Origin of the sequence: Streptomyces sp. NPDC058534 (assembly GCF_042717365.1) — a bacterium.
Taxonomy (GTDB): domain Bacteria; phylum Actinomycetota; class Actinomycetes; order Streptomycetales; family Streptomycetaceae; genus Streptomyces.
In genome coordinates this window covers 1-2,151 of sequence record NZ_JBHXNW010000082.1, presented here as the reverse complement: position 1 = coordinate 2,151, position 2,151 = coordinate 1, and the positions used below count along the sequence as shown (strand labels likewise).

2 protein-coding genes and 1 rRNA gene are annotated in these 2,151 nt (G+C 73.4%); 1 reads left to right on the top strand and 2 read right to left on the bottom strand.

Annotated features, from left to right (window positions below; genetic code table 11):
- Positions 1 to 153: 153 nt before the first annotated feature.
- On the bottom strand, positions 154 to 918 hold the full coding sequence (locus tag ACFWR9_RS35175) for a hypothetical protein (protein ID WP_383849644.1): 765 nt from the start codon (positions 916 to 918) through the stop codon (positions 154 to 156).
- Positions 919 to 987: 69 nt separating this feature from the next.
- On the opposite strand from ACFWR9_RS35175, the gene ACFWR9_RS35170 reads away from it, so the two are divergent.
- Positions 988 to 2,028, top strand: a complete 1,041-nt coding sequence (locus tag ACFWR9_RS35170) for a hypothetical protein (RefSeq protein WP_383849660.1) — start codon at positions 988 to 990, stop codon at positions 2,026 to 2,028.
- 32 nt (positions 2,029 to 2,060) lie between these two features.
- Here ACFWR9_RS35170 and rrf read toward each other — a convergent pair.
- Positions 2,061 to 2,151: ribosomal RNA gene (gene rrf / locus ACFWR9_RS35165) — 5S ribosomal RNA — on the bottom strand; the annotation flags it as partial.

The following is a 2,151-nucleotide window of genomic DNA, read 5'->3' as shown; positions in this document are numbered from 1 at the left end:
GGACCTGGACGGCGCCCTCGTCACCCCGGCGTTCACCGACGCACATGTGCACACCACCGCGACGGGGGGGGCCCGCCCCCCGCGCGCGCACGCCCCGGCCCCCCCCCCCGCCGCGCGCCGCCGCCCCCGCGCCCCCCCCCCTCTCATGTCACGTCAGTCCTTGTCGCCGTCCTTGTCGCCGTCGGCCTCGTCCTGAACGGACGTGGTCTCCCGGTCGCCCCCGGCCTCGTCCTCACCCTCGTCGAGGGCGTCCACGAAGTCCACGCCGTCCAGCTCGGCCAGCCGGTCGGAGGCGTCCGTGCTGCCGTCCCGGTCGGACTCCACGGCCTTCGCGAACCACTCCCGCGCCTCCTGCTCCCGGCCCGCGGCCAGCAGCGCGTCGGCATAGGCGTACCGCAGCCGCGCGGTCCACGGCTGTACGGAGCTGGAGGCCAGTTCGGGGCTCTGCAGCGTCACGATGGCCGCGTCCAGCTGCCCCAGGTCGCGGCGGGCGCCGGCCGCCACGAGGCGCATCTCGACCTGACCGGCCTTGTCCAGCTTGTGCACCTCGGGGGTGCCGGCCATGTCCAGCGCCTTCTCCGGCCGGCCGAGCCCACGCTCGCAGTCGGCCATGACCGGCCACAGCTCCACGGACCCGGTCATCCGCCGCGCGGCGCGGAACTCCGCCAGCGCCTCGCTGTACTTCTGGCTGGCGTACGCGGCGAACCCGGCGGCCTCCCGCACGGCGGCGACACGGGACGCCAGCCGCAGGGCCACCCTGGAGTAGCCGTACGCCGCCTCCGGGTCCTCGTCGAGCAGCCTGGCGACCATCACCAGGTTCCTGGCGACGTCCTCCGCGAGCGTCTTGGGCAGGCTCTGCAGCTCCTGCCGCACGTCCTTGTCGATCTCGTCGCCGGTGACCTCCTCGGGGATCGGCAGGCGCTTGATCGGCTCCCGGTCCCGGTCGCGGTCCCGCTCCTCACGGAAACGGCCACCGCCACCGCCACCGTGCCGGTCGTCGCGTCCCCGGAAGCCTCCGGGCCGGCCGCCGCGGTCGTCCCGCCGGGGCCCACGCCCACCGCGGTCGTCCCGGCCGCGGAATCCACCGCGGTCGCCCCCACGGCTGTCGTCCCGACGGAAGCCACCCCGGTCGCCCCGGTCACCCCGGTCACCCCGGTCGTCGCGACGGTCATCACGCCGGTCGTCCCGACGGAAGGCGGGACGGTCACCGCGGTCGTCACGACGGAACGGAGGACGGTCGTCACGACGGTAGGACGGACGATCACGGCGGTCGTCGCGGCGGTCATCACGGCGGTCATCACGGCGGTCGTCTCGACGGTCATCACGGCGGTCATCACGGCGGTACGAGGGACGGTCATCACGCCGGTCATCACGCCGGTCGTCACGGCGGAACGTGGGACGGTCACCGCGATCGTCGCGACGCGGTCCACGGTCCCGATCATCCCGACGCGCGTACCCGCCACCCCGGTTGTCATCACGGCGATCGTCACGGCGATCGTCACGCCGGTCGTCTCGACGGAAGCCACCCCGCTGGCCGCCCCGGTCATCGCGGCGGTACGAGGGACGATCGCCCCGGTCGTCACGGCGCTCGTCACGCCGGTCGTCACGACGGAAGGCAGGGCGATCGCCACGGTCGCCGCGGTCGTCACGGCGGAACGAGGGACGGTCGCCGCGGTCGCCACGGTCATCACGACGGAACCCGCGGTCACCGCCCCGATCGCGGTCATCGCGACGCGGCCCGCGGTCACGGTCGTCCCGGCGGAAGCCGCCACCGCGCTGCCCGCCCCGGTCATCGCCCCGACGGTCGTCACGGCGGAACCCGCCACGGCCACGGTCGTTGTCGCGACGGAAGCCGCCACGGTCGCCGCGGTCACCACTGTCCCGGCGCCGCTGATCGCGCTCCGGTCGGTCGTCGGGAGAGTTGGTGGACATCGGGTGACTCCTGTCTTCGGTACTGCAAGTCATTCTCGCGCAGCCGGCTACCCGGTGCGCCCTGGAAAAACGAAAGGACCCCTGGTCCCCAGCTGAACGCTGGGGACCAGGGGTCCTTCCCAAAGATTGTTCGGCGGCGTCCTACTCTCCCACAGGGTCCCCCCTGCAGTACCATCGGCGCTGTAAGGCTTAGCTTCCGGGTTCGGAATGTAACCGGGC